The organism is Microbacterium sp. USHLN186, assembly GCF_037145155.1.
Classification (GTDB): domain Bacteria; phylum Actinomycetota; class Actinomycetes; order Actinomycetales; family Microbacteriaceae; genus Microbacterium.
Genome location: NZ_JBBCYA010000001.1, coordinates 789,036 through 811,902, shown reverse-complemented (window position 1 = coordinate 811,902; position 22,867 = coordinate 789,036). Strand labels below are relative to the sequence as shown.

The 22,867-nt window shown below is 70.1% G+C and carries 21 protein-coding genes; 8 read left to right on the top strand and 13 right to left on the bottom strand.

Annotated features, from left to right (window positions below; all coding sequences use genetic code 11):
• Positions 1 to 25 precede the first annotated feature (25 nt).
• The gene (locus WFG93_RS03790; RefSeq protein WP_336644978.1) at positions 26 to 1,093 is read left to right on the top strand and encodes an Rv2578c family radical SAM protein; all 1,068 of its coding nucleotides are present in this window, start codon (positions 26 to 28) and stop codon (positions 1,091 to 1,093) included.
• 22 nt (positions 1,094 to 1,115) lie between these two features.
• On the opposite strand, the gene WFG93_RS03785 is transcribed toward WFG93_RS03790, so the two are convergent.
• The gene (locus WFG93_RS03785) at positions 1,116 to 1,850 is read right to left on the bottom strand and encodes an aquaporin (protein WP_336644977.1); all 735 of its coding nucleotides are present in this window, start codon (positions 1,848 to 1,850) and stop codon (positions 1,116 to 1,118) included.
• A 186-nt stretch (positions 1,851 to 2,036) separates the two neighbouring features.
• The gene (locus WFG93_RS03780) at positions 2,037 to 4,220 is read right to left on the bottom strand and encodes a DEAD/DEAH box helicase (RefSeq protein WP_336644976.1); all 2,184 of its coding nucleotides are present in this window, start codon (positions 4,218 to 4,220) and stop codon (positions 2,037 to 2,039) included.
• A 248-nt stretch (positions 4,221 to 4,468) separates the two neighbouring features.
• Here WFG93_RS03780 and WFG93_RS03775 point away from each other — a divergent pair, with 248 nt between their 5' ends.
• On the top strand, positions 4,469 to 5,386 hold the full coding sequence (locus tag WFG93_RS03775; RefSeq protein ID WP_336644975.1) for an aldose 1-epimerase family protein: 918 nt from the start codon (positions 4,469 to 4,471) through the stop codon (positions 5,384 to 5,386).
• Positions 5,387 to 5,484: 98 nt separating this feature from the next.
• Here the strand turns inward: WFG93_RS03775 and WFG93_RS03770 are convergent, their stop codons facing one another.
• The 4 genes from WFG93_RS03770 to WFG93_RS03755 all read right to left on the bottom strand — a co-directional run bounded on the left by WFG93_RS03770 (position 5,485) and on the right by WFG93_RS03755 (position 10,123).
• Positions 5,485 to 8,646 carry an efflux RND transporter permease subunit gene (locus tag WFG93_RS03770; RefSeq protein WP_336644974.1) on the bottom strand — a complete coding sequence of 1,054 codons (3,162 nt, stop codon included), beginning with the start codon at positions 8,644 to 8,646 and terminating at the stop codon, positions 5,485 to 5,487.
• A 10-nt stretch (positions 8,647 to 8,656) separates the two neighbouring features.
• Positions 8,657 to 9,235 carry a TetR/AcrR family transcriptional regulator gene (locus tag WFG93_RS03765; protein ID WP_336644973.1) on the bottom strand — a complete coding sequence of 193 codons (579 nt, stop codon included), beginning with the start codon at positions 9,233 to 9,235 and terminating at the stop codon, positions 8,657 to 8,659.
• Between the two features lie 139 nt (positions 9,236 to 9,374).
• On the bottom strand, positions 9,375 to 9,731 hold the full coding sequence (locus tag WFG93_RS03760; RefSeq protein WP_336644972.1) for a fluoride efflux transporter FluC: 357 nt from the start codon (positions 9,729 to 9,731) through the stop codon (positions 9,375 to 9,377).
• On the bottom strand, positions 9,731 to 10,123 hold the full coding sequence (locus WFG93_RS03755) for a CrcB family protein (RefSeq protein ID WP_336644971.1): 393 nt from the start codon (positions 10,121 to 10,123) through the stop codon (positions 9,731 to 9,733). Before WFG93_RS03755 ends, WFG93_RS03760 begins: the two co-directional genes overlap by 1 nt.
• 114 nt (positions 10,124 to 10,237) lie before the next feature.
• Here WFG93_RS03755 and WFG93_RS03750 point away from each other — a divergent pair, with 114 nt between their 5' ends.
• Positions 10,238 to 10,954, top strand: a complete 717-nt coding sequence (locus WFG93_RS03750; protein ID WP_336644970.1) for a Pr6Pr family membrane protein — start codon at positions 10,238 to 10,240, stop codon at positions 10,952 to 10,954.
• Here the strand turns inward: WFG93_RS03750 and WFG93_RS03745 are convergent.
• Positions 10,878 to 12,263 (bottom strand): flavin monoamine oxidase family protein, encoded by a 1,386-nt coding sequence (locus WFG93_RS03745; protein ID WP_336644969.1) that lies wholly within the window; start codon positions 12,261 to 12,263, stop codon positions 10,878 to 10,880. The genes WFG93_RS03750 and WFG93_RS03745 overlap by 77 nt on opposite strands.
• A 139-nt stretch (positions 12,264 to 12,402) precedes the next feature.
• Between WFG93_RS03745 and WFG93_RS03740 the strand changes: the two genes are divergently transcribed.
• Entirely contained in the window at positions 12,403 to 13,467 is a 1,065-nt protein-coding gene (locus WFG93_RS03740) for a hypothetical protein (RefSeq protein WP_336644968.1), read from the top strand.
• Between the two features lie 46 nt (positions 13,468 to 13,513).
• On the opposite strand, the gene WFG93_RS03735 is transcribed toward WFG93_RS03740, so the two are convergent.
• Positions 13,514 to 14,332, bottom strand: a complete 819-nt coding sequence (locus WFG93_RS03735) for a MerR family transcriptional regulator (protein WP_336644967.1) — start codon at positions 14,330 to 14,332, stop codon at positions 13,514 to 13,516.
• Positions 14,333 to 14,467: 135 nt separating this feature from the next.
• Here WFG93_RS03735 and WFG93_RS03730 point away from each other — a divergent pair, with 135 nt between their 5' ends.
• Positions 14,468 to 15,307, top strand: coding sequence for a DUF4097 family beta strand repeat-containing protein (locus WFG93_RS03730; protein WP_336644966.1), 840 nt, complete (start codon positions 14,468 to 14,470; stop codon positions 15,305 to 15,307).
• Complete coding sequence (locus WFG93_RS03725) at positions 15,304 to 15,936, top strand: PadR family transcriptional regulator (protein ID WP_336644965.1); 633 nt, start codon at positions 15,304 to 15,306, stop codon at positions 15,934 to 15,936. Before WFG93_RS03730 ends, WFG93_RS03725 begins: the two co-directional genes overlap by 4 nt.
• Positions 15,937 to 16,041: 105 nt before the next feature.
• Here the strand turns inward: WFG93_RS03725 and WFG93_RS03720 are convergent, their stop codons facing one another.
• Together WFG93_RS03720 and WFG93_RS03715 are read right to left on the bottom strand one after the other, a co-directional pair.
• Positions 16,042 to 17,304: a hypothetical protein gene (locus WFG93_RS03720; RefSeq protein WP_336644964.1), complete on the bottom strand. Its 1,263-nt coding sequence runs from the start codon at positions 17,302 to 17,304 to the stop codon at positions 16,042 to 16,044.
• 67 nt (positions 17,305 to 17,371) lie between these two features.
• Positions 17,372 to 17,914: a universal stress protein gene (locus WFG93_RS03715; protein ID WP_336644963.1), complete on the bottom strand. Its 543-nt coding sequence runs from the start codon at positions 17,912 to 17,914 to the stop codon at positions 17,372 to 17,374.
• Positions 17,915 to 18,067: 153 nt separating this feature from the next.
• On the opposite strand from WFG93_RS03715, the gene WFG93_RS03710 reads away from it, so the two are divergent.
• Entirely contained in the window at positions 18,068 to 18,253 is a 186-nt protein-coding gene (locus tag WFG93_RS03710) for a DUF3073 domain-containing protein (RefSeq protein ID WP_336644962.1), read from the top strand.
• A gap of 76 nt (positions 18,254 to 18,329) precedes the next feature.
• Here WFG93_RS03710 and WFG93_RS03705 read toward each other — a convergent pair whose 3' ends face one another.
• From WFG93_RS03705 to purM, 3 genes are read right to left on the bottom strand one after another with little or no spacing between them, the layout of a single operon-like run.
• Positions 18,330 to 19,592 (bottom strand): MFS transporter, encoded by a 1,263-nt coding sequence (locus WFG93_RS03705; protein WP_336644961.1) that lies wholly within the window; start codon positions 19,590 to 19,592, stop codon positions 18,330 to 18,332.
• Positions 19,593 to 19,647: 55 nt separating this feature from the next.
• Positions 19,648 to 21,114 carry an amidophosphoribosyltransferase gene (gene purF / locus WFG93_RS03700; RefSeq protein WP_336644960.1) on the bottom strand — a complete coding sequence of 489 codons (1,467 nt, stop codon included), beginning with the start codon at positions 21,112 to 21,114 and terminating at the stop codon, positions 19,648 to 19,650.
• 5 nt (positions 21,115 to 21,119) lie between these two features.
• Positions 21,120 to 22,250, bottom strand: coding sequence for a phosphoribosylformylglycinamidine cyclo-ligase (purM, locus tag WFG93_RS03695; protein WP_336644959.1), 1,131 nt, complete (start codon positions 22,248 to 22,250; stop codon positions 21,120 to 21,122).
• Between the two features lie 231 nt (positions 22,251 to 22,481).
• On the opposite strand from purM, the gene WFG93_RS03690 reads away from it, so the two are divergent.
• On the top strand, positions 22,482 to 22,778 hold the full coding sequence (locus WFG93_RS03690; protein ID WP_336644958.1) for a hypothetical protein: 297 nt from the start codon (positions 22,482 to 22,484) through the stop codon (positions 22,776 to 22,778).
• The last annotated feature ends 89 nt before the right edge of the window (positions 22,779 to 22,867 follow it).

Below are 22,867 nucleotides of genomic sequence, written 5' to 3'. Positions count from 1 at the left end.
TGGATCATGTGTTCGAATTGATGACATGCGGTGGCAGGGACAGACGATCGACGACGAGGACGCGGACGCGCTGCCGGGCCTGGAGAACCGCAGCGGGATCGTGCGATCGGTCGACACCCCCGAGTTCGCCGGGATGACCTTCCACGAGGTGCTCGCGAAGTCCGCGCTCAACGCGGTTCCCGCCGCCTCGCGCATGCCGTTCCGCTGGACCATCAATCCCTACCGTGGCTGCAGCCATGCGTGCTCATATTGCTTCGCTCGCGGCACGCACGAGTACCTCGACCTCGACGGCGGAGCCGACTTCGATTCGCAGATCGTCGTGAAGACCAACGTCGTCGACGTGCTGCGGAAGGAGCTGCAGCGCGGGTCCTGGCAGCGCGAGACGGTCGCCCTGGGCACCAACACCGACCCGTATCAGCGAGCGGAGGGCCGGTACCGACTCATGCCGGGGATCATCCGGGCCCTCGCGGATGCCGGCACGCCGATGTCGGTCCTCACCAAGGGGACGCTGATTCGGCGCGACATCCCTCTGCTGGTGGAGGCTGCGAAACAGGTGCCCGTGGACGTGCAGATGTCGATCGCGATGTACGACGATGCGCTGCAGCGGTCGATCGAGCCGGGCACGCCGTCCACGCAGGCACGGCTGGACACGGTGCGCGCGCTCACCGACGCCGGCTTCCGGGTGGGCGTGTTCCTCATGCCGGTGCTGCCACATCTGACCGACTCGGTCGCGGCGATCGACGAGGCGCTGCGACGGATCAAGGCCAGCGGCGCCGACCACGTGATCTACGGCGCTCTGCACCTGCGGCCGGGAGTGAAGCCGTGGTTCTTCCAATGGCTGCAGCGCGAGCATCCGCAGCTGGTCTCGTCGTATCGGGGGCTGTATCCGGGCACCTCCGCCGAGGCCGCCCAGGCATATCGCCAGTGGCTGGCGCGCCGCGTTCGCCCGCTGGTGCGAGTGCACGGCCTGGACGTGCGCACCGAGGCCGAGCAGGTGCCGGCCCCTCGACGCAGCTTCTCTCGCGTGCGCGACGCGAGCCGCGGCGCCGGGCCCCGGTTCAGCGTCGACGAGAGCGCGGCGATGCTGTTCTGAGGGCGGCGCACCGGCTCAGGACTCAGGCGGCGATGCCGATCGCCATCACCTCGTCGGCCTCATCGCGTCTTGCAGTGGGCTCGCCGGGGAACAGCGCGGCGGCGGCCACCGCGCCGAAGGCGCCGCCGATCAGCTGCGCGACGATGAAGAGCAGAGCGGATGCCGGCGCGATGCCGGCGTAGGTGTCGGTGAACACGCGGGCGAGGGTGATGGCCGGGTTGAGGAATCCGAATGAGCTGGTGAACCAGCTCGCCGCGCCGAGATAGGCGGCCATGGTGACCGCGACGACTGGCAGGCTCTGCCGGGCGCGTGCGAGCGAGGAGAAGACGAACACGAGCCCGGCGGCGGCGACGAGCTCGCCGACGAAGGTGTGCGGCGCGACCCGGTCCGCACCCGAGACCGCCACGGGAAGCTGGAACATCACGGCCGCCAGCAGCATGCCCGAGAATGCGCCGAGCAGCTGCGCGAGCAGGTACACCGCGACATCCGACCGCGTGAGACCGCTCCGCTCGCTGCGCCCGAGCATGCGATCGGCGAGCGAGAGCAGGGGGTTCAGATGGCCGCCCGAGACCGGTCCGAGCACCACGATGAGCAGACCCAGGCCCAGGACGCAGGCGACGGTGTTCGTGAACAGCTGGATGCCGTGGTCATCCGAGAGCCGCTCGGCGGTGACTCCTGAGCCGATGACGATGCAGGCCAGCAGAGCCGTGCCGAGGAACTCGGCGGCGGCGCGGCGCGGCAGACGGATGCTGTTCATGTTCGCCCTTCGTGGTGAGACGAATATAGGACGCGGATCGCGCGCCCGTGCCGGTGCTCTCGCCAGGTGGAATCACCGGTTTCTCTCGGGTGCGGCCGTCCAGAACTCCGGAAGAACATGGCGAAACCGCCGGTATCCGACCCTCACAGGTCGGATACCGGCGGGTTCTCCGGAGTTCTGAGCGGCTCAGGCGGTGAGCTCGGCCTCGCTCAGCTGCCGACCGGCGATCTCCTCGATCACATCGTCGCCGGGCGCGGCCTGCTCGAAGGGCGCGTCGATCTCGGCGCGGCCGAGCAGGTCCTCCATGCGGCGACGACGCTGACGGGTGATCAGCGTCACCACGCGCCCCGAGCGGCCGGCGCGACCGGTGCGACCCGAGCGGTGCAGGTACGTCTTGTACTCGTCGGGAGCGTCGGCCTGCACGACCAGGTCGATGTCGTCGACGTGGATGCCGCGCGCGGCGACATCCGTGGCGACGAGCACCTGCACCTTGCCGGCGGTCAGCTTCTGCAGATTGCGCGTGCGCTTGGCCTGGTTGAGGTCGCCGTGCAGCGAGACGGCGGCGATGCCGGCGTCCTCGAACTGCTCGGCCAGCATCTCGGCATACGCCCGGGTGCGGGCGAAGACCAGCGTCTGGCCCTCGCGGTCGACGAGCGAGGTGAGCACGTCGGCCTTGTCGCGGTGCTCGATCACGAGCACACGGTGGTCGATCGTGCTGGAGTCCTGGTCCTCACCGGCGACCTCGTACACGGCCGGGTCGACGAGGAACTCGTCGACGATCGCGGCGACCTCACGGTCGAGCGTGGCCGAGAACAGCAGCTTCTGGCTGGTGGCGCCGTCATCGAGGGCGGTTCCGGTCTTGCGCAGGATCCGCTGCACCGGCTCGGCGAAGCCCAACTCGGCCATGTGGTCGGCCTCGTCGAGCACGGCGATGCGCACCTCCGAGAGGTCGAGCTTGCGCTGCTCGATGAGGTCTTCGATGCGGCCGGGCGTGCCGATGATGATGTCGACGCCCTTGTTCAGCGCGCCCACCTGGCGCGCCTGCGGCACACCGCCGTAGATCTGCGTGGTGAACAGGCCGACGCTGCGGGCGATCGGCTGCACGGTGCGGTCGATCTGCAGCGCGAGCTCGCGGGTCGGCGCGAGGATGATCGCGCGCGGCTTGCGGCCGAACTCGCGGCGCGTGCCCTTCTGCGACAGCAGGATGCTCTCGACCAGCGGCGCGCCGAAGGCGATCGTCTTGCCCGAGCCGGTACGGCCACGGCCGAGCACGTCGCGGCCCTGCAGGATGCTGGGGATCGTCGCTGCCTGGATGGGGAAGGGCGTCTCGGCGCCCATGTTCTTCAGGATCTCGACGATGTTCGAGCCGATCCCCAGATCACCGAAGGTCACATCCGCGACCTCGGTGGCCTGCACGGCCTCCGCCTCCAGTCGCTCGTGCACGACATCGACATGCTCCTCGTGCGCCTTCGCGTTCGCGGAGGCGTTCCAGTCGCTGCGGTTCGGGCGGTCGTCGCGGTTCTGTCGCGAGGGGCGCGCGTCACGGTCGAAGCGGTCGCCGCGAGCCGGGCGGGCGTCGCGGTCGACGCGGGGGCGGTCGCTGCGCTCGAACCCACCGCGACGGTCGTCACGAGCCGGACGCGCATCACGGTCGAAGCGAGGACGCTCGCTCCGGCCGTAGCCGCCGCGGTCGTCACGAGCCGGACGCGAGTCCCGACCGAAACGGTCGTCACGAGGCGGACGCGAGTCCCGCCCGAAACGGTCGTCACGAGCCGGACGCGAATCCCTGCCGTAGCCGCCGCGGTCGTCCCGAGCCGGACGCGAGTCGCGACCGAAACGGTCGTCACGAGCCGGACGCGAATCCCGGCTGAAGCGGTCGTCCCGGGCCGGGCGCGAGTCCCTGCTGAAGCGGTCGTCACGAGCCGGACGCGAGTCCCGCCCGAAGCGGTCGTCACGAGCCGGACGCGAATCCCGACCGAAGCGGTCGTTGCGCTCGAAGTCGCGACCACCGCGACGGTCGTCGCGGTCGGCGCGGTGATGCGGAGCCTCGCGGCGTCCTGACTCGGCCCGGTTGCGGATCGAGCGTGCCTCGTCGCGGCCGGCGCGCTGTGCGTCCGACCAGCGGCCCTTCGGAGCGGATCCATCGGCCTCGGCAGGACGGTACCCGCGGTGCTTGGGGCTGAGGCTGCCGGGGCGGCTGCCGGCGCGGCCGTCGGACGAGAAGGAGCGGCGCTGGCCGGCATCCCGATCGTCGTCACGTGCGGGGCGTCCGCCGGAGTGGCGTTCGTGGAACGACGGTCCGCTCTTCGCATACCGCGGCTCGAAGTTGCGCGAAGGGCGTCCGCCCTTGGGCTTGCCGTTCTTGGGCATGGTGTCTCCTGACTGTCTCTGACACGAGAACAGCGTCCGCTCCGCGGGCACAGAGGTCAGCGCGCGTGGGACATACCCGGGCATCCGTCGGCCGGGGCCATTCATGTGATGGTGATGAACCATCGGCCCCTGGGCTCACAATGAGCGCGTGTGCTGCTCGGAAGAAACCGCGTGATGCGGGTGCCCGAAGCCGACTGGCTCCACGATACCGACCTTTGCTGGGAGAGTGCCCGCCGTACGATGGCCGCATGCCTCTTGACGACGTGATCGACTCCCCCACCGGCATCCAGCTGCATCTGCGACGCGGTGAGGTCACCGCACAGGTCGCGCAGGTCGGCGCCTCGCTGCGTCATCTGACGGTGGGCGGCGTCGAGATCATGCCGCCCTATCCCGTCGATCAGCCGACACCGTCGTGCTCGGGCGTGGTGCTCGCCCCCTGGCCGAACCGCATCCGCGACGGCGTGTGGCAGGACGGTGACGTCACCCGCGCGCTGGCGATCACCGAGCCGAAGTTCGGCAACGCCAGCCACGGTCTGCTGCGCTACACCGCCTACGAGATCGCCGAGCAGAGCGACGAGGCGGTGACCCTGCGCGCCGCCATCGTGCCGCAGACCGGATACCCGTACCTCGTCGCGACGTCGGTCACGTACGCGCTGACGGATGCCGGCATCGACGTCACGCACACGCTGACGAACCGCTCGGCCGACCCGGCTCCGGTCGCTCTCGGCACGCATCCGTACTTCGTGATGGCCGGCGTCGATGCCCGCGAGCTCGTGCTGCGGCTGCCGGCGGAGACGTACTTCGAGACCGACGACCGGATGCTGCCGATCGGCGAGAGCCCGGTGGCATCCGGCACCGACCTGCGCGAGGGATGCCGGATCGGCGACGTGCAGCTCGACACCGGCTACGCCAACCTGCATCGCGACGCCGACGGGTTCGTGCGCACGACGCTCACCGCGCCCGACGGCCGCACGATCACCCTGCAGCAGGGCGAGGGGTTCGACTACGTGCAGGCGTTCACGACCACGAAGTACCCCGGTCAGCCGCTCGCGGTGGCCATCGAGCCGATGACCGCGCCGGCCGAGGCGTTCAACTCCGGACGCGGCCTGCGGCGGCTCGCCGCGGGCGAGTCGTGGACGCTGCACTGGGGCATCCGCTTCTCCTGAATCTGCAGGATCTCGCACGAAACGCAGGATGGATCCGGCGATCCACTCCTGCGTTTCGTGTGTCGTCCTGCGTTTCGTGCGAGTCCGGATGCCGGGATTCAGTCGCTCACGCCGCCGGCACGCAGCTGACGTCGGGTGAGGGCGACGCCGCCGTCTGAGCCGTCGGCGTCCGCGCCGGGGGCATCCGTCGGCGCCGCGCCATCCCGGCCGGCCCGCTTGGCCGCACGCCGCTCCTTCGCCCCCTCGACGAGGTTGTAGAGCGTGGGCAGCACGATCAGGGTCAGCACGGTCGATGAGACCAGCCCGCCGATCACGACGATCGCCAGGGGCTGCGAGATGAACCCGCCGTGCCCGGTGATGCCGAGGGCCATCGGAGTGAGCGCGAAGATCGTCGCGAGGGCCGTCATGAGGATCGGCCGCAGACGTTTCTCACCACCGGCCATCACCGCCGCGGGCGTCGACAGGCCCTTCGCGCGGTACTGGTTGACGAGGTCGACCAGCACGATGGCGTTCGTCACGACGATGCCGATCAGCATGAGCACACCGATCAGCGAGGCCACTCCCAGGGGCACGCCGGTGACGATCTGCAGCAGGATCGCACCGGTCGCCGCGAACGGCACCGAGACGAGCAGCAGCAGCGGCTGACGCAGCGACTTGAACGTCGCCACCATCACCACGTAGACGATGAGGATGGCCGCGAGCATCGCGAGTCCGAGCTGCGAGAACGAGTCGGCCTGCTGCTGGGCGACGCCGCCGACCTCGGCGCGAGCGCCCTCGGGCAGGTCGACCGCGTCGAGCGCGGCCTGCACCGAGGATGTCGCGACCGCGAGGTCGTCGGATGCCGGCGGCACGGTGATGGTCGCGGTGCGCCGACCCTGCTCGGTGGAGATCGCCGTGGGTCCCTTGCGCTGCTCGACGGTCGCGAGCTCCTGCAGCGGCACCGGACCGGTGGCGGTCGGGATCGTCAGCTGCTTCAGTGCGTCGACCGAGGTCGGCGGTGCGGCGTCGACCAGGTAGACGGTCAGGCTGGAGTCATCGACCTCGATCGAGCCGATCTGCTGCGGACGCATCGTGTTCGACACGATCGAGCCGACGGCCGCCTCGGACAGGCCGCGCTCGGCGGCAGCGTCGCGATCCACGACCACGGCGATGTAGGGCAGCGAGGCAGCGAGGTTGTCGGTCACCTCGCCCACCCCGGCACGACCATCCAGTTCCTTCACGAGAGCGGCGGTGGCGCTCTGCAGGTCTTCCGCGCCGGGCGCGGTGACGGTGATCTCGATGTCGCTCGAGCCGAAGCCCCCGGAGCTAGCGGACACCGACACGTCGCCGGCGTCCTCGAGGCCGTCGAGCCTCTTCTGCACGGCCTGGCGCAGCTTCTGCTGGTCGACGTCGTCGTCGGTCTGGATGGAGTAGGTGATCCCCGCCCCGCCCGAGAACGCATCGCGCAGCGCCGAACCGCTCGACCCGATCGACGCCTGCACGTGCGTGATGCCGTCGAGGCCCTGCAGTGCGTCCTCCACCTCGCGCGCCGCCTTGGATTCCGCGTCGAGGCTGGCGGTCGCACCGATGTCCTGGGTGACGGTCATGGTGTTCTGCCCGGTGTCGCCCAGGAAGTTGACCTTCATCAGAGGGGCCGCGGCGAGTGTGCCGGCGAGCACGAGCACTGCGATGACCACGGTGACCGCCGAGTGCTGGAGCGTCCAGCCCAGGATCGGCCGGTACAGCCGCTGCAGCGGCGTGGGCGGAGCATCCGGATGCTCGGGGTCGATGCGGCTGCCGTCCTCGGCGACCAGCGGACGGCCAGGGCGCAGGAACCAGTACGCCAGCACTGGCACGATCGTCAGCGCGACCAGCAGCGAGGCGACCATGGCGATCGTCACCGTCATCGCGAACGGCCGGAACAGCTCACCGACCATGTCGCCGACGAAGACGATGGGCAGGAAGACCGCGACGGTGGTGATGGTCGAGGCGGTGATGGCGGACGCCACCTCCCGCACCGCCAGGCGGATCGCGGCGCCCTTCTCGGCACCTTCGACGTAGTGGCGCTTGATGTTCTCGATCACCACGATCGAGTCGTCGACGACACGCCCGATCGCGATGGTGAGCGCGCCGAGGGTCAGCACGTTCAGCGAGTATCCGAACGCCTGCAGGCCGATGAACGTGATCAGCACGCTCGTGGGGATCGAGATCGCGGTGACCAATGTCGAGCGGATCGAGAGCAGGAAGACGAGGATGACGATGACCGCGAACGCCAGCCCGAGCAGACCCTCGGTGGCGAGGGTCTCGATGGACTGCTGGATGTACGGCGCCTGATCGAAGATCACGGTGAACTCGGCATCCGGGAACGTGGTGCCGAGTTCGTCGAGCGCTGCCAGCACGCCCTTCGAGACGTCGACGGTGTTGGCGGCCGGGAGCTTGGTCACCGCGATCGAGACGGCGTCCTCGCCGTCCACACGCGAGATCGAGGTCACGGGGTCCGCCACCTGCGCGACGGCGGCGACGTCGCCGATGTGCAGGTCGGTGCCGGCCAGGGGCAGCGCGGCGATCTCCTCCGCGGAGGAGACCTTGTCGCCGGTCTGCACGGTGAGCGTCTCACTGCCCTCGGTGATCGCACCACCGGGCAGCAGGATGCCGTTCTGCCGCAGCGCCTGGGTGATCGCCTGCGTGCTCTGGCCGGCGGCGAGCAGCTTCTCGGCGGAAGGTGTGATGGTGATGCGCTGCCCGACGCCGCCGACGATCTCGGCGGCGTTCACACCGTCGACGTCCTCGAGGTCGGGGATGACCGTCGTCTCCAGGTCGCGCTGCGCCGTCTGGGAGTCGTCGAAGCCGGTCACCGCGATCTGGATCACCGGGAAGTCGTCGATCGAGACGCTGAGCACCTGGGGGCTCACGTCGTCGGGCAGCTGCTGCGCGACGCGGTTGATCGCCTGCTGCATCTTCTGCTCTGCCGTCGCGAGGTTCGTGCCGTAGTCGAACATCGCCTGCACGATCGAGGCGTTCGTGGTGCTCGTCGCGCTGGTCGACTCCAGCCCCGGCACGCCCTGGATCGCCTTCTCGATGGGCGTGGAGACGTCGTTCTCGACGACCTCGGGTGAGGCGCCGGGGTAGTTCGTCATCACGACCAGGGCGGGAAGCTCGAGCGAGGGGATGAGCTCCTGCTTGAGGTTGCTCAGCGCCAGTCCGCCGAAGACGGCGGAGACGATGGTGATCAGGGCGATCAGCGCACGATTGCGCAGGCTGAGGATGGCGAGATTCGACACGGTGCTCGTTTCAGTCGCTCGTGGTCGTGGGGTCGGTGCGGGGGCGGAGGATGCCGGTGAGGGCGTCCTCGAGCAGCGCCGCGCTCAGCGGCTCGTCGTGGATGCGCGCGTGCCACAGCACGCCGTCGATGAAGACGGCGGCGGCCGTGGCGCGCCGGGTGCCGTAGACGGGCACGAGGAAGCCGGTCAGCTGCTCCGACCAGCGGCGGGCCAGCGCGCGCAGCTGGGGGTCGTCGACGGCCGCGGTGACGACGGCGCCGTCGGCGGCGAGCGCGCGGGCATCCGCGAGTCCCTGCTGGATCAGCTCGGTGAGCACTGCGGGCGTCGCCCCGTGCTGTTCGAGCACCGCCCGGATGTGGGCGATGCGCGCGTCGACCTCGGCACCCAGGCACAGCAGCGCCTCCGAGCGCAGCTCGTCGAGCGTCGTGAAGTACTGCGTCGTGGCTCCGAGCGGCACGCCGGCGCGCTCGGCGATCAGTCGATGGGTGACGGCCCCCACGCCGACCTCGACGATGAGTTCGGCTGCGGCGGCCACGATCTCACGGCGACGCGACTGAGGATCGCGGCGTCGGCGCGCGCCCTCGCTCATCGGCTCTCCTGCATTCGGTGTCGTGCACCACGCCGCACTCCGCAGGTCGCAGACGACGGATGTACGCGAGTACATGTACGTTTGTACATCCTGGCAGCCATCGCTGTGTGCGGGCTTGGAGGGCGGCTCGGCAAGGACCTCAGAGGGTGGTGCCGACAATGAGGCCCAGGCCCGCGGCGGCGAGCGCGGCGATGAGCATGCCCCCCGCGTCCGCCACCGACGCGGCGCGGCGCCCCTCGTGCCACAGCGAGACGGCATCGAGCATCGCGGTGCTGAAGGTGGTGTATCCGCCGAGGAAACCGGCCCCGAGCACGAATGCGGCGCCGGGAAGTGCCGTCACCACGAGGCCGAGCGCGAACGACCCGGTGATGTTGATGATCGGTACACCCCAGGGGAACCGTGCACCGCTCAGACGCGCCACGCCCACGTCGACGAGATACCGGGTGGCCGCACCGAGACCGCCGCAGAGGGAGGCGAGCAGGAAGGCGAGCGGCATCATGGCATCCGCCGCCGGCGACCCGCGCCGGCGCCCAGGCGCAGCCCGAGCACGGCGGCGGCCACTCCCCCGCCGACGCTGAGCAGCACGTAGCCCAGGGCCAGGACCGGTGACGCGCCCCACAGCCCCACCGCGTCGATGGCGAATGCACTGTAGGTGGTGAAACCGCCGAGCAGTCCTGTGCCGAGGAGGATCCGCAGGTCCGGCGTGGGCAGCCGCGCCGTCAGCATCCCCAGCGCCAGAGCGCCGAGGAGATTGGCGACGAGCACCCCCGTGGGTGCGTCCGGGATCAGCAGGCCGAGCGCGAGCCGCGCAGCGGTGCCGATCGTGCCGCCGGCCGCGGCGAGCAGGGCGCGTCGCAGCACGACGCGCGCGGCGGACGGGGTGGTCACCTGCGCCACTCTAGTCCGGCGGCCGCAGGCGGCTCAGCCGGGGTTACGTAGACTCGGGGACACGGTACGGCCCCGCACCCGAAGAGCGAACACCGCCGGGAGGACGACACTCGAGTGCTCACGCGAAGGATATTCGGCTGGCTGCGCCTGCTGGCCGCGGCACTGTGCGTCGTCGCGCTCGTGCACCGGATGCTGTGGGGCATGGGGTCGCAGACCGTGGCCAGCGACAACTTCTTCGCGTATCTGACGATCCAGTCGAACACCGTCTACGCCGTCCTCGCGGTCGTCGCCGGGATCTTCGCGCTGCGTCATGATGCGGACCCCGCATGGCTGACCACCGCCCGGGCGCTGGTGCTGAGCTGGACCGCGACAGCAGGAGTCGCCTTCGCGCTCATCGTCTGGCAGGCGGGCCTGCGCGGCATCCCCATCACGGTGCCCTGGTCGGACGTGGTGCTGCACTTCGTGCTGCCGGCGTGGACGGTGATGTCGTGGGTGTTCGATCCCGGCCGGCGCGCGGCATCGTGGCGAGTGGTGCCGTTCGTGCTGCTGTACCCGATCGTGTGGGGGGTCTTCACGATCTGGCGCGGCAACCTCATCGGCTGGTACCCCTACTACTTCCTCGACCTGCGTCAGGTGTCGGGCGTCGGCGAGATGGCGCTGAGCTGTGCGCTCGCGCTGTCGATCTTCGCCCTGGTGGCCTCGGCGCTGGTGCTGCTGAGCCGCGTGCGTCCGGCCATGCCGCCGTGGGGTGAGCTCAGCCCTCGTCCGCTGCCGGCTCTGCGAAGAAGACGAGCGAGGCGCGCGCCGCGACCTGCGCATCGCGTTCACTGAGGCCCGCGAACTGCTCGGCATCCGCGCCGCCGACGATGCCCACCAGCACCGGCTCGCCCGTCAGCGGCTGCAGATTGAGCCAGGTGCCGATCAGCCCGTCGCCGCCGACGACGTGCCAGATCGTGGCGTCGGTGCTCCAGAACGGCTCCGCGAACCGCATCCATGCCGTCTCGATGAACCCCGAGGCGAGAGCCGTGATCGCCCCGCGATGCGCGAACGGAAGCGCAGGCGCGAATTCGATGCCCTGCTGCTGCAGCACGCCCAGAGGAGCGGTCACCACGACGCGATCGTACGAGAGCGCTTCCCCCGTGCCCAGTCGGAGGCTGACCCCGCGGTCGTCGTACGCCACGCGCACGACCGGGGAGGCGAGGGTGACCTCGAGATCGTCGAGGTAGTCGTCGAGGAACGAGTCGAGGTCGCCGGTGGCGCCGTGCAGGCTGTCGGCGGGGAACTCGGGCGCGTACCAGCTGGACGCGCGGGTGGGATCGACGCCGGTCATGGCCGACAGCCAGGCCAGTGAAGCGGCCAGCGCCGGGTCGTCGAGATCGACGCCGTTCGCTTCGAGAGCCTCGGTGATGGGGAGATCCGAGGGCTGGGACTCAGCGCGCTGCAACGCGTCGGCGATCTGCCGCCCCTCGACGGTCGGCGCCTCGCCCTCCTTCGACCAGCCGGTCGGCGTCTCGAGGGCGAGGGTGTCCTCGCCGACGTCGATGAGGCGGTCACCGAGGGCGGCCAGATCTTTCTCGGTGAGCAGCCATGCCCCCAGCTGCGGCGGCATCGGCCACTGCTGCGCGTCCGCATCGCTGTGGATGCGTCCTCCGATGCGCTCACGCGCCTCGAAGATCGTGACCTCGTGTCCGGCGTCGGCCAGCATCCGTCCGGCGATCACGCCCGCCACCCCCGCGCCGACGACGGCGATGCGCTCGTTCTCGGTCGTGCTCGACATCAGCGCCAGGGCGCTGCGGCGTCCGGCGTCCACGGCGCCGAGCACGGTGCCGGGACGGGTGCTGTCGGTCGCCTCCCCGGCGAAGAACAGCCGGTCGAGGATGGGCTCGGCGAGCTTCTGACGCTCGCCCGGATCGGCTCCGGCAGGCAGGTAGCTGACCGAGCCGAACGAGTAGGGGTCGCTCGCCCACGTGCTGCGCAGCCAGCCCTCCGGCTTGGGGACGTCAGCCGGCGCGGAGGGCCGCGGCGCAGGCGTGGAGGTGCGTGTGGGCTTGGGCTGCGGCTCGGGCGTGCAGGCGGCGAGAAGCACCGCGACGGCGCCGGTTCCCGCGCCGACGAGCAGGGTGCGGCGAGTGATGCTCATCGTGCTGCCAGACTACTCGCGCCCGGTCACTCTATACAGCGCGGCCCTCCGGCCGGAGAATGGAGCGCGCGCTGCAGGCGCAGCGCGCAGACACCGGAGGAAGCACATGGCCAGAACAGGCCGATACAGTCATGCCCGGATGATGGGAGCGCTCGTCGCATCCCTCGTCCTGGCGTTGTCCACCACGAGCGCCGCGACGGCGCAGACAACGGCACCTGCCAGCATCCGCGATGCGGACCCGCAGATGCTGCTGGGCTGGGCGTCGCATGACCTCACGACCATGGCGGCGGAGGAAACCGCCTTCGGGCGTGCGAACGGCATGCTCTCGACGTACGTCGACTTCGTGCGCGCGCCGCAGTTCCCGCACTCCTACGTCGACGCGGCGGCGGCCCGGGGATCCGCCCTGCTCATCGCATGGGAGCCGTGGGACTGGAGCCGACCGGCCGACCAGCAGCCCGAGTTCGCACCGCGTCGCATCGCAGCCGGCGCCTTCGACGCGCAGCTGAAGGCGTGGCTGCGCGATGCCGCGACCCGGACCGCCGACGCGGAGATCATCGTGCGGTTCGCGCCGGAGATGGACGACTCGTCCCGGCCATGGTCGAGCCAGGCGGGGAAGAAGGCGGCCACGACGCCCACGGACTACATCGCGATGTGGCGGCACGTGTACGCGCTCAAGCAGGCCATCGCGCCGAAGGTGGTCTTCCTCTGGAACCCGCTGAACTACGGCGCGGGCCCCTACCCGTTCGAGTCCTACTACCCGGGCGCGGCATACGTCGATGCCCTGGCCCTGGACGGATTCAACTGGGGTGAGGCACGCGCGAGCTCGCCGGGCTGGCAGAGCACCGAGGACGTCTTCGGCTTCCACCGCGCGGACGGGCCGGTCGTTCGGCTGAAGGCGCTCGCCGCCGGCAAGCCGTGGGGCATCGCCGAGGCGGCGTCAGCACCCGACCGTCCGGCGTCGTTCCTTGCCGGCGGCTCGCAGTACGCGGCGTGGGGCACGTGGGTGTTCCAGTGGCCCGAGAATCCGCCCTATGAGGCGACGGCGGACGACTGGATCACCCAGGAGGGGTGGTCGCGCATGCTGATCCGCCGCGCGCGTGACGCGGGTGCGTCGTTCGTGAACTTCTTCCACACCGTCAAGGAGACCGATTGGCGGCTCAGCGACACCGCGGTGGGGCGCCGCGTGTTCGACGACGCGTCATGAGCAGAGCGGAGGGGACGGGTGCCGCACTCGTCCCCTCCGCGCTCGATCACAGGTGCGCTTCGGCGTAGATCTGCAGGGCGTCGCGGACGAACTCCGCGCCTGCCGTGCCGCCTGCGCGGGTGACGTAGTTGGCCGCGAACCGCGGATCGGCGACGTACATCTCACCCAGGCCGAGCACGTAGCCCTTGATGTCGCCGCCCGCAGTGGTGGCGGGGGTACCGGGAATGCCGCGCAGCCACTCGACGTGGCGCCGCGCGAGCTGCTGCGCCTCGTCCGATGCCGCGTCGGCGCCGCTCTCGGCGGCGGCGGACCACTCGCGCGCCAGCTGCGACACCCGCTGCGTCCAGTCCTGGCGCTCCTGGTCCGACATCCCCCGCCACCAGCGGTCGCCGTCGGCATAGGCCTTCTCGCCCCAGCGCTGCTCGACCTCGTCCTTGTACTGCGTGTGGTTGAAACCGTCGAACATGTTCTCGGCCATGATCGGCACTCCTTCTCTCAATGCGGTGATGGTTCTCTCGACGGAGGCGATCTGCCTCCGCATGCGCTGCTGCTCGCTGCGCAGCCATGCCAGGTGCTCCTCGAGCGCTTCCGTCTCGCGCTGCATCCGCCCCTCAGCTGGCCTCCCGCCCTCGGGTGCGTCGAGAATGCGCGCGATCTGCGGCAGGCCGAGACCCAGCTGGCGCAGCAGCAGGATCCGCTGCAGGCGCACGAGCGCCCCCTCGTCATAGCGCCGGTAGCCGTTCGCAGCGATGCGAGTGGGCGACAGCAGACCGAACTCGTCGTAGTGGCGCAGCGTCCTGCTGGTGGTTCCCGCGAATCGGGCGATCTGCTGGATCGACCAGTCGGTGCTCTCCCGGTGTGTCATGAGAACCACGGTAGAAGTTGACGCAACGGAAAGGTCAAGCACGACTCGCAGACGCGTCTTCCAAATCGAGATATATCGTGTTACCGTCGCACAACACGATATATCTCGATTCAGATCCTCAGAAGGAGAACCGCTATGACCGAGAAGTGGCTCATCGCCCCTGGCGAATCACGCGTCATCGACATCGACTCCGCGTCCCGGCTGAAGGTCGGGCTCGTGGGCGGACAGGTCGACGTCATCGCGCACGACGAAGCCGGCATCCGCATCGAGGTGCACAACGTCACCGTAAAGGATCTGCGCGTCGAGTCCGACGGCACACAGGTCGAGATCGATCACCCGCAGATCGGGTGGGACAACTTCCTCGACGTGTTCCGCAACTTCGGCGCAGGAGGCCCGAAGGCCGAGGTCAGCATCGCCGTCCCCCGTGCGATCGCGCTCACCCTCGGCGTCGTCAGCGCGGGCGCGCTGATCTCCGGCATCCGCAACGACGCGAAGCTGAACACCGTGTCGGGCGACCTCATCGCCGACGGCATCAGCGGCGACCTGACCACCAACTCCGTGTCGGGCGATGTGCAGGTGCGCGGCCTGACCGGATCGATCAACGCCAACAGCGTCTCGGGCGATGTCGCAGTCACCGGCAGCATGCGCAAGGCCACCGTCGACACCGTATCGGGCGCCATCCTCGTCGACGCGGTCGGCGACATGAACACCATCAACCTCAACACGGTCTCGGGCGCGACGACCATCCGGCTGGACGAGACTCTGCCGGCCAACTACGTGCTGCGCAGCATGAGCGGCCGGCTCACCGTCGACGGCGTCGAGCGCTCCAGCGGCGGCCCCGGCAGCTACACCGGGCAGGTCGGCGAGCTCGCCGGCAGCTTCGTCGACGTGCGCGCGAACTCGGTCTCGGGCGGCGTGACGGTGCTGCGACGCCCGCAGGTGTCGGTCGCCGACGACGCGGAGTGGGAATCATGAGCCCCGCCGTCTTCTCGCACGGCGACCTGCGCCTGTACCTGCTGTCACTGCTCGCGGAGGAGCCGCAGCACGGCTACGGCATCATCCAGGCGCTGACCGACCGCACCGGCGGCACGTACACGCCCAGCGCGGGCACCATCTACCCTCGTCTGGCCAAGCTCGAGGAGGAGGGCCTGGTCACCAAGACCGTCGACGGTCGCACCGCGATCTACGCCATCACCGACGCCGGCCGGGCCGAGCTCGCCGCCCGCGAGTCGGATCTCGCCGGTATCGAGGAGGGCCTCGCCGACTCCGTGCGCCTGATCGCCAACGAGGTGCGCCAGAGCGTGCAGGATGCCATGCGCAGCCTGCGGGCTGACCTCGCGGCCGCCGCGCACGAGGAGAAGCGCTCATCGAAGTCGCGTCCGCGCTTCGACGGGATGAGCGACGAGCGCACCACCAGCCGGGAGCACCTGCAGCGGGCGGATGCCGCCGTCAACGCGTTCCGCGCCCAGGTCCGCACGGATCTGCGCACCCACGTGGCGCGGGGCGGAACGCTGCCGGCGTCCGTGGTCACCGAGCTGGAGAACGCCATGGACGAGGCGGCGCGAGCCCTGACCCGCGCCCTCAGCACGCTGTCGTCCGAATAGCGATCCGGCAGTGCCGGCTGCACCGGCACTGCCCGCTCGACGCCCCGCCCGTGAGGTCCTCTTGCGGGCGGGGCGTCATCGTGTGGTCTCGGCGTGGCTGCGCTGTCACCGCGTGGTCCCGGCCCGGCTGCGCTGTTCGCGTGGCGAGGCCAGCACGAGGCCGATCACTCCCTGCACGGTGGCCCCGATGGCCATGCCGACCAGGACGGGGCCCCATGCGCCGCCGCTGCTGTACCAGGCACCGGCTCCCAGCGGGCCGACGGTCGAGAGCGCGTACCCCAGGCCCTGCGCGACGCCCGAGACCCGTGTCGCCTCGGCGGCACCGCTGCCGGCTCGGGCGATGAGCGCGAGGGTGAGCGGGAACGCCGCCATGCCGATGCCCATCAGCACCGCCCACAGCTCGGGCGCCGCCGCCGGCGCCAGCCACAGCCCCAGCACCCCGAGCGCCGTGCCCAGCGACACGACGACGACCCCGATCCGCACGCCGCGCAGCGTGTGCGCGATGCTCACTGCGCCGATGCCGGCCGGGATGCTCACCATGATCACGATTCCCAGCAGCACTCCCGCCCGCGCCGGGCTGATCCCGCTCTCCACGGCGATCGTGGGCAGCCAACCCATGATCACGAAGGCGAGCAGCGCCTGCAGTGCGAAGAACCCGGTGAGCGCCCACGTGCCCTGCGGCAGCGGGACCCGCCCCTCGGATGCCGACGGCGCGAGCGCCGCATCCACACCGGCGCCGCGCGCGGCGACCACCCAGATGACAAGGGCGAGCACCGCGAACAGCGCCCACGATCCCAGCCCGAGCGACGCCGACCCGAAGGCGTGCGCGACGGGCACGGCCGCGGCGGCGCCCCGCGCCCCCCCCCCCCCCCGCCCCCCCGCCGCCCCGCGGGGGGGCGCGCGGGCCACGGCCGCGGCGGCGCCGATCGCCGCCGCCCCCGAGAGCACCGTCGTGTAGGCGGTGGTCACCGCGCGCATGCGCGTGCCGCTGCTTGCACGCACCAGCGCCGGCAGCAGCACGTTGATCACGGCGATGCCGGCCGTGGCGAGGGCCGTGCCTCCGACGACGGCGAGGGAGTGCGGGACGAAGCGCACCAGCATCCCGATCGACACCGCCGCCATCGCCCAGGTCACGGCGGCGACCGCGCCGATGCGCCTGCTCAGCCACGGAGTGAGCACGCCGCCGACCGCGAACATCGCGGTCGGCAGCGCGGGGACGAGGATCGCCGCCTGCGGGCTCAGCGCCCCCTGGTCGATGAGCAGCGGCAGCAGCACGGACGCCGTCGTCACGGCGAGCCGCAGGTTGACGGCGAGCAGCAGCAGCGCGGTCAGCATGAGGGCGAAGGCACCTCGGGACGGGAGTCTCACCTCTCCATTGAACGCCGCTGGCGGCGGCGCTCGCCAATCGGTTCCATTCTCCGCGCCGCCGTCGCGCTCACTCCGTCCAGATGTCCTTCTGCTCGTCGGGCACCGACTCGCCCTGCGGGATCACCAGCACCGGCCGGTGCTGCCGGTGCGCGAGGCGCGCGGCGACCGACCCGGTGAAGAACTCGCGGATCGACTCTCCGATGCCGCGCTTGCGTGTGCCGACGACGATGAGCTGGGCGTCGAGCTTGTTGGCCAGCTGCTTGATCGCGAGGGCCGGGTCACCCACCAGCTGCCGTGCCGTCCACGGCACATCGACGTCGGCGAGCGTCCGTTCGGCAGCGCGCTGCACGTCCTCGAACTCCGCGGCGCCGGCGTCCAGATTGAGATCGATGGGAGCGGAGTGCACGTAGCCGTCCGGGTCCTCGTAGGTGACGAAGCGGGTGACGTCCACGTGCACGACCACCAGCGGAGCGCCGAGCAGTCGCGCGTAGCGCAGCGCCTCCTCGAGCACGTGCGGTGGCTGGCCGGGCTGCAGTCCGACGATCACCGCCTTCTGCAGTGCCGCGTTCTGCGTCGCTTCCTCAGATGCTGTGGGCGTGGAATCCGTCATGTCCGATCCTTCCGCGGGCCGGCCGCAGGACGGCCGGATGCTCTGGCGTGCGTGCTATCCTGAATGCTACTCTTACCGGCTTCAGGCCGGTGCCGTGAATATCATCGGGCGTTGCACAGCCCGCTGCTGAACTCGTAAAAGGGGGTCTCGCGCATGGGCCGTGGCCGTCAGAAGGCGAAGCACACCAAGATCGCCCGCGAACTCAAGTCGTACAGTCCCGACGTGAACTTCTCCGCACTGGAGAGTGAGCTCGGGCACCCGTCGTCCGACGACCAGTACGTCGACAAGTGGGCCGACATGTACGCGGACGAAGACGAAGACGAGCTCGAAAAGGCCTGACCCTCCCTCGTCCGCTGATCGAGACCCTGGCGTCGAGCATCCGCTCGTCGACCAGGGTTTCGTCGTGCGTGGGGCCTCACCATGCCCCGTGACGGCGCTCCCACTCGTCCTCGATCGTGCCACGGCGTCCGGCGATCATCCCGGCCGGGAAGGTCAGCACGAGCACGGCCGCGACGGCGATGAGCGGGACGATCCACGTGTCTGTCACGTCATGCAGGATGCCGACCAGCACGGGGAAGATGGCGGCGAGCACGTAGCCGGCGCTCTGCACGAAGCTCGACAGCAGCACCGCGCTCTCGGACGTGCGCGAGCGGATGCTGATCAGCACCAGCGACAGCGGGAAGAGCAGTCCGACGAGGCCGAAGAGCACCATCCACAGCCACAGCAGCTGCGGCAGCGGGGCGAGCATGATCCCGAGCAGACCGGCCAGCGCGCATACCGAGCCGAACACGAACAGCGCACGAGTCGCTTGGAACCGCACCACCAGCACGGGGACGATGAGTGACGCCGGCAGCCCGATGAAGGCCCACAGCGACAGCAGGAAGCCCGCCGTCGCGGCGTCGACGCCCGCGGAGTCGACCAGGATGGACGGCAGCCATGCGAACGACACGTAGGCCATCGTGGCCGAGGTGCCGAAGGTGAGCGCCAGCGCCCACACCAGCGGAATCCGCACCAGTCGCGAGAAGAGCCGGCGGGTGGTCGGCGCGGTGGCCACCGGGCCCGTCTCCACGAATGCGGCGTCGTCGACCCGTTCCCTGGGCGATGTCCGCTCGGCCGCCGCGACTGCCGGCGGGCGCACCAGCATGAGAATCCAGGGGATCACACCCGCGAGCGAGAAAGCCGCCCACATCGCCAGCGAGAAGCGCCAGCCCGCGGCATCCGCCACCGGCACCGCGACCAGCGGCGGCAGGAACGTCGACACCGCCATCGCCGTGGTGTAGAGGGTCATCATCAGCCCGATGCGCTCGGGGAAGAACTTCTTCACCAGCGGCGGCAGCAGGATGTTCCCCATCCCCACACCGGCGAAGACGAGCGCGGTGGCGGCGAGCAGACCGATCGAGTCGCCCGCGAAGCCGCGGCCGACCAGGCCGGCCGTGATCGCGACGAGCGCGATCACGGTGAGCTTCTCGATGCCCAGCAGCCGCTCGAGCAGCGGCGTGAGGATGCCGAACAGCGCGAAGCACACCGGCGGCAGCGTGCCGATCACGCCGAGCACGGCCGACGGGACCGCGAAGTCCTCGCCGATCAGCTCCACCACCGGCGACAGCGAGGCCACCGCCGAGCGCAGCGAGAAGGCGCAGAGGACGATGCCCAGCAGGGCCAGCACTCGGCCCTTCATCTCGTCTCGCTTCGCTTGTTCAGGACAGGCGACGGGCTGAGGGACCGACCCCGCGTCACGAGGACTGGGACTGCTCGACCCAGGCCAGGTAATCGGGCGTGACCGTGCCGGTGACGTACCGGCCGTCGAAGCAGCTCATGTCGAGGTCGGTCAGGTCGGAGCCGTCGATGATCGCCGCCTTGAGATCGTCGACCTCCTGGTAGACGATCCGATCGCAGCCGAGTTCGGCGGCGATCTCGGGGATGGTGCGCCCGTGCGCGATGAGCTCGTGCCGTGAGGGCATGTTGATGCCGTAGACGTGCGGATGCCGCACGGGCGGCGCGGCCGAGGCGAAGATCACGGACTTGGCGCCCGCGTCGCGCGCCATCTGGATGATCTGCTTGCTCGTGGTGCCGCGCACGATCGAGTCGTCGATGAGCAGCACGTTCTTGCCGCGGAACTCGGCCGACATGGCGTTGAGCTTCTGCCGGACGCTCTTCTTGCGCACGGCCTGCCCTGGCATGATGAACGTGCGCCCGACATAGCGGTTCTTGTAGAACCCTTCGCGGTACTCCTTGCCGAGTTTGCGGGCCACTTCCATTGCCGACGGACGCGAGGAGTCCGGGATCGGCATGACCACGTCGATCTCGTCGAGCGGCACGTGCTCGGCGATGGTGTCCGCGAGCTTGTCGCCCATGCGCAGCCGGGACTCGTACACCGAGACGCCGTTCATGACCGAGTCGGGACGCGCGAGATACACGTACTCGAACGCGCAGGGCACGAGCTGGGGGTTCTCGGCGCACTGCCGCGTGGACAGCTCGCCGTCGTTGGAGATGAACACGGCCTCACCCGGTTCGACCTCGCGCACGATCTCGTAGTCGGCGTTCTCGAGCACGAGCGACTCGCTGGTGACGACCCACTCGTCCTGCCCGCCCGGCGTGGTCGCAGCACGACGCCCGAGGATGAGCGGACGGATGCCGAACGGATCGCGGAACGCGAGCAGACCGTACCCGGCGATGATCGCGATGACGGCGTAGGCCCCCTCGATCCGCTCATGGGTGCGCTCGACGGCGTCGAAGATGCGGTCAGCGTCGAGGTCGACCGATGATGTCGTCGCCTGCAGCTCGCCGGCGAGCACGTTCAGCAGCAGTTCCGTGTCACTCGAGGAGTTCAGGTGCCGCCGGTACCGCTCGGCCATGTCGGCCGTGAGCTCCCGGGTGTTCGTGAGGTTGCCGTTGTGGATGAGGACGATCCCGTACGGCGCGTTCACGTAGAACGGCTGCATCTCCTCCTCGCTCGACGCAGTGCCCTTGGTGGCGTAGCGCACGTGTCCCAGGCCGATGCTGCCCAGCAGCGAGCGCATGTCTCGGGTGCGGAAGGCTTCGCGCACCATGCCCTCGGCCTTCGCCATGTGCATGACGCCGTTCGGCTCCGCGGTGGCGATGCCCGTGGCATCCTGTCCGCGATGCTGCAGCAGCAGCAGTGCGTCGTAGATGTCCTGGTTCACGGGGCCGCCTGCGACCATTCCGACGATGCCGCACATGGGTGTTACTTCGCTCCGTCCGCGTAGGCGCCCACCAGACGCACTGCTCCGCCGTCGACGCCCTTGGCGCCTTCTTCGAAATGACCCTCGGGGCGTGCACCGGTGCGCACGGTGGCGACCTGCCAGGCGGCGATCCCCTGCGAGCCGATGGCGGCGATCGCGGCATCCGCCGACTCCGCCGCGACGACGGCGAGGAAGCCGATGCCGAGGTTCCACGTGCCCTCGGTGTCGACCAGGGGCGTGCCCGCGACGTCCGCGAGCACCTGGAACACCGGGCTGGGGGTCCACGTCGAGCGGTCGACCTCTGCCCAGCTGCCCTGCGGCAGCACGCGGGCGAGGTTGGCGGCGATGCCGCCGCCGGTCACGTGGCTGAGCGAGTGCACCGGGTTGGGGCCCTGAGCCGGTCGAAGGGTCTCGATGAGCTTCAGCAGCGGCAGAGTGTACAGCCGAGTAGGCTCGAGCAGCGCTTCACCCCACGTGGTGCCGAGATCCGCGGCGTTGTCGCCGTACCCGATGCCGGCGCCCGCGACGATGTGCCGTACGAGCGAGTAGCCGTTGGAGTGCAGACCGCTCGATCCGAGGGCGATGACGGCGTCGCCGTCCTGCACGCGATGCGCGCCGAGCAGGGCGTCCGCCTCGACCACGCCGGTCGCCGCTCCCGCGATGTCGTAGTCTCGCGGCCCGAGCAGCCCCGGGTGCTCGGCGGTCTCGCCGCCGACCAGCGCCGTGCCGGTGGCCGAGCACGCTTCGGCGATGCCGCGCACGATGTCGGCGATGCGCTGTGGCACGACCTTGCCGCAGGCGATGTAGTCGGTCATGAACAGCGGCTTCGCGCCCACGACGACGATGTCGTCGACGACCATCCCGACCAGGTCCTGGCCGATGGTGTCGTGCTTGTCGATCGCCTGAGCGATCGCGACCTTCGTGCCCACCCCATCGGTGCTGCTGGCCAGCAGCGGCCGGGTGTAGCCGAGCAGCGCGCTGGCGTCGAACATGCCCGCGAACCCGCCGACACCGCCGAGCACCTCGGGCCCGTGCGTCGCGCGCACGGACGCCTTCATGAGTTCGACGGCGAGATCGCCGGCCGCGGTGTCGACACCGGCCTGGGCATAGGGGTTGGTGGGAGAGTCTGCCACCCCTCCAGCCTACCGGCCCGCGTAGTGCACCGAGGTCGGATGACGCAGCCGAGTAGAGGTCGGGGATCGCCGGTGTGCTAGTATCGGAGGTTGCGCTCAGTTCCGCCGAATCTCACCGGCGCAGCGCACACCCCGGCCGGGCACGAGTGGCCGATCCGCACCGATGCGGGTCCTGGCGCCCCGGCCGCACCCAGGTGGCAGCCTGCCACCCGCAGACACAGATCAGAGATCATGAGCAGTACCGACATGCCCGCGCGCTCCGACGCGCCCTTCCCCGACGACCAGAACCCGACCGAGCTGGCTTGGCAGCAGGCCGACCATGACGTGTTCGTGGCCACCAGCCGTGGCGAGTTCGCCGGCTTCGTGACCGTCGACGAGAGCACGCACATCGTGCACGACAGCCACAGCCGCCGCATCGGCAGCTATTCGAGCCTCGCGGCCGCCCGTCAGGCGCTCGTCGACGCCACCCGTCCCCCGTCGCGCGGCCGCGAGAGACTGCGCCGGCGCATCCTCGCCCGGCGGCGCTGACCGACAGCGTTGACCGACGGCGTTGACCGACGGAACCGAGCAGCGCGACCCTACGAGGCCACCCGGCCAAGCTCCCCGCACGAGATGAC